At 47.0% G+C, this 8,820-nt stretch carries 3 protein-coding genes; all 3 read left to right on the top strand.

Annotated elements, in window-relative coordinates; translation table 11 throughout:
* Positions 1-459 precede the first annotated feature (459 nt).
* A complete protein-coding gene (locus BM210_RS33730) occupies positions 460-1,053 on the top strand; it encodes a chloramphenicol phosphotransferase CPT family protein (RefSeq protein WP_091177050.1) in 594 nt (197 codons plus the stop codon).
* Positions 1,054-1,256: 203 nt separating this feature from the next.
* Positions 1,257-2,609 (top strand): LuxR C-terminal-related transcriptional regulator, encoded by a 1,353-nt coding sequence (locus BM210_RS33725; protein ID WP_091177049.1) that lies wholly within the window; start codon positions 1,257-1,259, stop codon positions 2,607-2,609.
* A gap of 164 nt (positions 2,610-2,773) precedes the next feature.
* Positions 2,774-8,820 (top strand): leucine-rich repeat protein (locus BM210_RS33720; protein WP_177238171.1); only part of this gene is annotated, 6,047 nt, incomplete at its 3' end.

The following is an 8,820-nucleotide window of genomic DNA, read 5'->3' as shown; positions in this document are numbered from 1 at the left end:
TTTACAAAGAAAGCACGGAGAACCGAGTTCCTGCCCGAAAAGGGCTTTGACCCGTCCGCTAAACGCAATCGGTCTCCACAACTTGGAAAAGTATAACGATGGAATGTTAGGGCTTAGACCCGTAGAGCCATGGGATGGTAAACTTCCAGGTATTCGTGGAATATGCGTGCAGTAAAATGAAATTTAGGGGAATGAATTTTACGGCTCCTCTGTTCCCGCACGCTTTAAATGAAAGAATTTTAACCACGGGACTTTGTTTTTTTAGCAGTTGTTATTATCAAGGTGATGAAATCCTGCGAATGAGTGAGTATACGTTAGATAAACCATTAAAACCGAGGGACGGGCAGGATAATTCAATCGTTTCTCGAATATTTTCTGAGTTGGATAATTTTATGAACTTTGTGAATATTACGTTATCTGAAAAATACGCAATGATTATTTTTTGAAGGGATGATTAAATTGAAGCAAGGGATATTAGTTTTTCTAAATGGAACTTCAAGTTCCGGAAAGACCTCCATATCGACTGAACTGATAAATCAGAAAGAGATTCTTTTTTATCATTTATCAATTGATGATTTTTTTAATAATTACAATGAATTTATTAATAATAAATTTCCAGATGAATCTATAAGAGAAGTAGATGATCAAGTTGTCGCACAAATACTTGATGATTCCATAATCTCAGTGTACTATTCGACAATTAAATTGTTATCAGAAATGGGTTTTAATGTAATAGTAGATACCGTAATCAACAATGACAAGAGGTTTAATGAGTTTCTTGATCAATTTTTCGATCAGCCTACGTTATTTATAGGTGTAATATGCTCGAAAGAAGAACTCATAAGAAGAGAGCAAGCAAGAGGAGATAGAAAGATTGGACTAGCAGCTTCACAGTTTATCAAAGTATATTGCTTTAATGAATATGACCTTGAAGTAAATACTGAAGAGTTGAATCCAATAGAATGTGCCGAAAAGATATTAAGTTTTATTAAGTCCAATAAGGATTACTCGGTATTTAAGAAATTAAGTAAAAGAAATGTTAGTGTTTGCTAGATGGCGTATCCATCAGATAAGACCATATTCAAGTATTGGGGCTATCGCCCCTCGGTCTGCCCGAGGGATTTCGGAATTAAGCTAACGAAGAACGTTAGCACAATAAAAGCAGGGGCAGTCTAGGTCTTTCGAGTTCCTAGTCCGTCACTGCTTTTTTTACGAGTCAGTCTTATATATGTAGCTGTAAAATAGAGATTGCTTATTTGTTCGGACGGTACAAGGAAGCTTTGGAATGGATAGAACAAGGGGAGTTCAACACTGCTAGACAGAATTGGTTGCAAGCTCGTAAGCAACATGTTTATCATGCGCTTACGCTTGCCGCTAGATATGCTGAAGCGCCGACGGTGGAACGGACAGGTATTCGGGCTAAGCTGAAGAAGTTATTGTCGGTCATGAAGCAATGGTCTGGATACTATGGACAGAACACTCCGGTTTGTGTGCTCGTCTCGGCCGAGTTGTACAGGATTGATGGGAATTCGGTCGCTGCCGCCAAAGGATACGATGATGCGATCCGCGAAGCGCGAAGCCAAAAAGACAAATTAATGGAAGCGGTAGCTTGCGAACGAGCTTCCGTATTCTATAGGGAAGCGGGAAGCAGGAACGGAGCGGACGTGTTGATGGCGGATGCCTGCATTGCTTATTCGGCGTGGGGGGCTGCTCGCAAAGCACAAAGGTTACGAGAGGATTACCCGGATCTACGGTTCTCCGTCGTTGAAGCGCAATCGCAAGAAGACGGAATGGTGGCTAAAGGATTAGCTGGATTTGCGAAGGAGCGCGAGAGGGTACCGACAATCGGCGACGATCATGTGTTCATTAGACAAATTTCGGAATGGTCGAGTACGGAAAATAGTGAGGATGTGATGCATCATTTCCTGGAATCGGCGATTCGTTATTCGGGTGCGGAGAAGGGATACGTGTTAACCAGTCACGAAGAGGGCTTTACGATAGAGGAGCAAGCGGGCGATCATAAGGATGTTCGGAATGAGGCTTCATTCGTAGAGACCATCGTACGTTATGTCTCCCGCACTGGGGAACCGGTTGTGCAGGGCGATGCTCCACGAAGCCTATTTACGACGGATATCTATGCTCATCGCAGTCTCCCGCTATCCATCCTCTGTACGCCGATTCTTTTTCCGGGACAGTCGCGGTCGTCCGTTCTGTATTTGGAGAATAACCTCCTCGCTGGCGTGTTCTCTACGAAGACACTAGAGGTGCTAGATCTCATGATCGCCCGAATGGTGTATGTGAGATCATTGAATCATTGGCGTCAACAGACTAGAGATTCAAACGATATCGTTAGTCCTTCCACATTGTCTGTTCAAGATTCGCTGCTGTTCGTCGAAACGCTGACGACCCGCGAAATGGAAATGTTGTACGCATTGGCGGATGGCTTGTCTAACAAGGAAATCGCTTATCGGTTTGGGTTAACGGAAGGTACGGTCAAGAGTTACGTGTTCAACTTATACGGTAAGCTTGGGGCGAAACGACGAGCTCAGGCGATTGCGCGTGCAAGGGGAATGGGATTATTGGACCAGATATATGGCGTGAATAAATGATAAGCCAATAATTGGAGCGGACAACTGCTCTATTATTGGCTTATTTTTTTTGCGCAACTAACTTTCGTTAGTACTGTTGAGTTACGTGTAGGATATATACTTGATCTTCGGATGTAATATTGTGTAATCGTTCGGTAGAAATTAATGAGGAGGTTGAAGGGGATATGTTACGAAGGCGAGTACAGGGTATTAAGAAGTTAATGATTTGTCTACTCACATTGTCGTTGATTTCGCTTGGTACATGGTCAGTAGGTAATGTTCGGGAAGCGCAAGCTCAATCTTTCGGAGATTTTGAGTATTCTTTAGTTGGATCATTTGCCTATATTTCAAATTATGTTGGAGTAGATAAAGTGGTTACTATCCCTGACAAAGTAGATGGGCATTCTGTAATTGGAATAGGTTATGAAGCCTTTTATTTAAAAAAATTAACGAGTGTGACGATTCCAGAAGGTGTATTAAGTATAGGTAGGTCTGCATTTGCTGGCAACCTATTAACGAGTGTGACGATCCCGAACAGTGTAACGACTATAGGAGCATCTGCATTTCTTGAAAACAAACTTACGAGTGTGACGATTCCAGAGGGCGTAACGAGCATAGAGGAAAGCGCATTTCAGTACAATCAGTTAACGAGTGTGACGATTCCAGAGGGTGTAACGAGCATAGAGGAAAGCGTATTTCAGTACAACAAATTAGCGAGTGTGACGATTCCGAACAGTGTAACGAGTATAGGCGATCGTGCATTTGAGTATAACCAATTAGCAAGCGTGACGATTCCGAACAATGTAACGAGTATAGGCAATGAAGCATTTTCGAATTGCAAATTAACGAGTGTGACGATCCCGAACAGTGTAACGAGTATAGGGGGAAATGCATTTAGTCATAACCAATTAACGAGTGTGACGATTCCGGAGCGTGTAAAGAGCATAGAGGGTAATGTATTTTCGTATAATCAGTTAACGAGTGTGACAATTCCGAACGGTGTGACGAGTATAGGCGAAAATGCATTTAGTCATAACCAATTAACGAGTGTGTCGATTTCGGAGAATGTAAAGAGCATAGAGGGTAGTGCATTTTCTAATAATGAATTAACGAGTGTGACAATTCCGAAAGGCGTGACGAGTATAGGAGGAAATGCATTTCAGTACAACAAATTAACAAGTGTGTCGATTCCAGGGAGTGTAACGAGTATAGGAGAATATGCATTTCAATATAACCAATTAAAGAGTGTGACAATTCCGGTTGGTGTAACAAGTATAGGAGAATATGCATTTCAGTATAACCAATTGACGAGTGCGACGATTCCGGTTGGTGTAACGAGCATAGGCAATCATGCATTTTCTTTTAACCAATTAACGAGTGTGACGATTGCGAATAGTGTGACGAATATAGGGAAATTTTCATTTTATCATAACCAATTAACGAGTGTCACGATCCCAAGCAGTGTAACGAGCATAGGAGAATATGCATTTAGTACGAACCTATTAACAAGTATTATTGTTGAAGGGGATTCAACCACAATAGGAGATACAGCGTTCAGTGGTAATCCAAACAGTACGATAATAGCGTTTGATCCTTCCCCCGCGAAGAACAATGCGAATAATTTTGGGTATCCATACATCAATATTTTGTCTGCGGGAGTCAGTTATTCTCCTAACGGTGAATCCGTGGGTAAGCAATCGATGTCAACAAAGGTATCGGTAGCTATTCCTGATTCCATACCATCAGCTCATACGTATTACCAATGGTCATCAACGGAAACGGTACCAGAGGGGCCGAACGCGGGATGGGTAACGTTCACGAGCGAGGATTCCATTACTACGCCTCCTGCTGCAGGTACGTGGTATCTGTACGTTCGAGTAGACGATCAGAATGAGAATCATACAGTCGGTTATTCCCATTCCAAAGCGTTTAAAGTTACTATGCTGAGCGCACCGACGAATGTAATTGCGACCGCAGGTAATGGAACGGCGACGATTAGCTTCAATGCCCCAGTGAGTGACGGCGGTAGCGCGATCACGGGCTATACGGTTACGTCCAATCCGGGGGGATTCACAGGAACTTCTGCAACTGCGAGTCCGATCACAGTCACGGGACTGACGAATGGAACGGCGTATACATTCACGGTAGTTGCGAAGAATGGTGCAGGCGATTCGGCGGCATCAGCAGCATCAGCTAGCGTCACACCCAATACGAAGGTAGTGCCAGGCGCGCCGACGAATGTAAAAGCGATCGCAGGTAACGAAGCAGCAACGGTTAGCTTCAATGCCCCGGTGAGTGATGGCGGTAGCGCGATCACGGGCTATACGGTTACGTCCAAACCGGGAGGATTCACAGGAACCTCTACAACGGCGAGTCCGATCATAGTCAGAGGACTGGAGTATGGAACGGCATATACGTTCACGGTAGTTGCGACGAATGCTGTAGGCGATTCGGCGGCATCAGTAGCATCGGCTAGCGTGACACCCAATTCGAAGACATGGCCAGGCGCGCCGTGGGATGTAAGAGCGACCGCAGGTAACGGAACGGCAACGGTTAGCTTCGACGCCCCAGCGAGTGATGGCGGGAATGCGATTACGCTTTACACGGTTACGTCCAATCCGGGGGGATTCACGGGAACTTCTGCAACTGCGAGTCCGATCACGGTCAGGGGACTGGCGAATGGAACGGCGTATACGTTCACGGTAGTCGCGAAGAATGGTATAGGCGATTCGGCGGCATCGGTCCCATCAGAACGTGTGATCCCTAGCGCAAATGAGGATTATACGTATGAATTAAATGCGATGCTAATGGCGACGATTACAGGTTATCGCGGAGTAGATAAAGTGGTTAATATCCCTGCTGAATTAGATGGGCATGCTGTAGTCGCATTAGGCCGGCAAGTATTTATGGGTAAAGATGTATCGAAGGTCACGATTCCGGTGGGTATAACGAGTATAGGAGAATTTGCATTTTATAACTCCAAATTAACGAGTGTGACAATTCCGGTGGGTGTAACGAGTATAGAGCAATTTTCATTTTATGGCACCCAATTAACGAATGTAACGATTCCGGGAAGTGTAACGAGTATAGGAAAACTTGCATTTGCTAACTCCCAATTAACGAGTGTGACGCTTTCGGAGGGTGTTACTAGTATAGGAGAGAGTGCATTTTCTAATAACCAATTAACAAGAGTCACGATCCCGAACAGTGTAACGAGTATAGGTGAGGGGGTATTCTACAGTAACCAGTTAACGAGCGTGACGATTCCGAGCAGCGTGACGAGTATAGGACAATCTGCTTTTAAATATAATCGATTAACGAGTGTGACGCTTTCGGAGGGTGTTACGAGTATAGGCAAGGAAGCATTTTCTAATAACCAATTAACGAGTGTCACGTTCCCAAGCAGTTTAAAGAGTATAGGTCTTAGTGCATTTGAGTACAACCGTTTTACAAGCGTGAGAATTCCAAAAAGTGTAGAGAGCGTAGGTATTTATGCTTTTGAAAATAATAGCCTATTAACAAGTGTTATTGTTGAAGGAGATTTAACTGCAATAGGGGTTCTAGCATTCGGAATGAATTCAGACAGAAAAGGTACGATAATAGGGTTTAATCCTTCTACCGCGAAGGATTACGCTAATAATACTTGGTATCCTTTCCTTAATATTTTGTCTGCGGGAGTCAGCTTTTCTCCAAACGGTGAATCCGTGGGAAAACAATCTGTGTCAACAAAGGTAACGGTAGACATTCCTGATTCCGCACAATCCGCCAAAACGTATTACCAATGGTCACCAACGGAAACGGTACTAGTGTGGCCGAACGCGGAATGGGTAGCGTTCACGAGCGAAGATTCCATTCCTACACCTTCTACTGTAGGTACGTGGTATTTGCACGTCCGTGTTGACGACCAGAATGCAAGTCATGCAACAGGATATTCTTATTCAAAAGCGTTTAAAGTGATTGCAGTGCCGAGCGCTCCGACGAATGTAACGGCGAACGCAGGGAACGGAGTAGCAACAGTTAGCTTCGCCGCCCCAGCGAGTAATGGAGGAAATGCGATCACAGGCTATACGGTCACGTCCAGTCCGGGAGGATTCACAGGAACTTCTGCATCCGTGAGTCCGATCACAGTGACGGGACTGACGAATGGAACAGCGTATACGTTCACGGTAGTCGCGAAGAATGGTGCAGGCGATTCCGCGTCATCGGAGGCGTCATCGAGCGTTACACCGACTGCGCCGATTGTTGTCGTGCCAGATGCTCCAACGAATGTAACAGCGATTTCAGGTGATGGAGAAGCGACGGTTAGCTTTGACGCCCCAGCGAGTGATGGAGGAAGTGCGATCACGCAATATACGGTCACGTCCAGTCCGGGAGGATTTACAGGAACCTCTGAAACCGCGGGTTCGATCACAATCACGGGACTGACGAATGGAACGGCGTATACGTTCACGGTAGTCGCGAGGAATATTATAGGCGACTCCGCTGCATCGGCGAGTGAGACGCCCGTTGTGCCGAGCGGTGCGCCGAGCGCCCCAAGGAATGTAAGGGTGAGTGCAGGGAATGGAGCAGCGACAGTCAGCTTTGACGCCCCAGTCAGTGATGGCGGTAGTGAGATCTTCTACTATAAAGTCGCATCCGATCCGGGAAGATTCATAGGAACTTCTATGACCGCGAGTCCGATCACAGTGACAGGACTGACGAATGGAACTTCATATACATTCGTAGTATACGTGGAGAATTATGCAGGCTATTCGGCAATATCGGAGGCGTCAGCGAGTGTTACACCGACTGCACCGATTGTTGTGCCGAGTGCACCAGGCACGCCAATGAATGTAACAGCTACTGCAGGTAACGGAACGGCAACGGTTAGCTTCGACGCCCCGGCGAATGATGGCGGTAGTGCGATTACGCTTTACACGGTTACGTCCAGTCCAGGGGGATTCACGAAAACTTCTGTAATCGCAAGTCCCGTTACGTTTACGGGACTGACGAATGGAACGGCGTATGCGTTCAAGGTAGTCGCGAAGAACGGTGCAGGCGATTCGGCGGCATCGGAGGCGTCAGCGAGTGTTACACCGACTGCGCCGATTGTTGTGCCGATTGCACCAGGCACGCCAACGAATGTAACGGCGACCGCAGGTAATGGAACGGCAACGGTTAGCTTCAACGCCCCGGCGAATGATGGCGGGAGTGCGATTACGCTTTACACGGTTACGTCCAGTCCAGGGGGATTCACGAAAACTTCTGTAACCGCAAGTCCCGTTACGTTTACGGGACTGACGAATGGAACAGCGTATACGTTCAAGGTAGTCGCGAAGAACGGTGCAGGCGATTCGGCGGCATCGGAGGCGTCAGCGAGTGTTACACCGACTGCGCCGATTGTTGTGCCGAGTGCACCAGGCATGCCAACGAATGTAACGGCGACCGCAGGTAACGGAACGGCAACGGTTAGCTTCGACGCCCCAGCGAGTGATGGCGGGAATGCGATTACGCTTTACACGGTTACGTCCAATCCGGGAGGATTCACGGGAACTTCTGCAACCGCGAGTCCGATCACGGTCAGGGGACTGACGAATGGAACGGCGTATACGTTCAAGGTAGTTGCGAAGAATGGTATAGGCGATTCGGCGGCATCGGAGGCGTCAGCGAGTGTTACACCGACTGCGGCGATTGTTGTGCCGAGTGCACCAGGCACGCCAACGAATGTAACGGCGACCGCAGGTAACGGAACGGCAACGGTTAGCTTCGACGCCCCAGCGAGTGATGGTGGAAGTGCAATTACGGGCTATACGGTTACGTCCAGTCCGGGAGGATTCACGGGAACTTCTGCAACCGCGAGTCCGATCACAGTCAGGGGACTGACGAATGGAACGGCGTATACGTTCACAGTAGTTGCGACGAATGGTGTAGGCGACTCCGCGGCATCATTGGCATCAGTGAGTGTGACGCCGATTAGTGTGCCAGGTGTGCCAGGAGCGCCAACGAATGTAACAGCGACCGCAGGGAATGGAGCAGCGACCGTCAGCTTTGACGCACCGGTCAGTGATGGCGGTAGTGCGATCATGCTGTATACAGCCAAGTCAAGTCCGGGAGGATTTACAGGAACCTCTGCAACTGCGAGTCCGATTACAGTCACGGGACTGACGTATGGCACGGCATATACGTTCACGGTAATTGCGACAAATGTAGTAGGCGACTCCGCGGCATCGGTGGCATCGGCGAGTGTGACACC

The sequence above is a fragment of the Paenibacillus sp. 1_12 genome, from assembly GCF_900114475.1.
GTDB lineage: Bacteria > Bacillota > Bacilli > Paenibacillales > NBRC-103111 > Paenibacillus_S.
The sequence above is the reverse complement of the archived record's forward strand: the minus strand, read 5'-3'. Positions and strand labels throughout refer to the sequence as shown.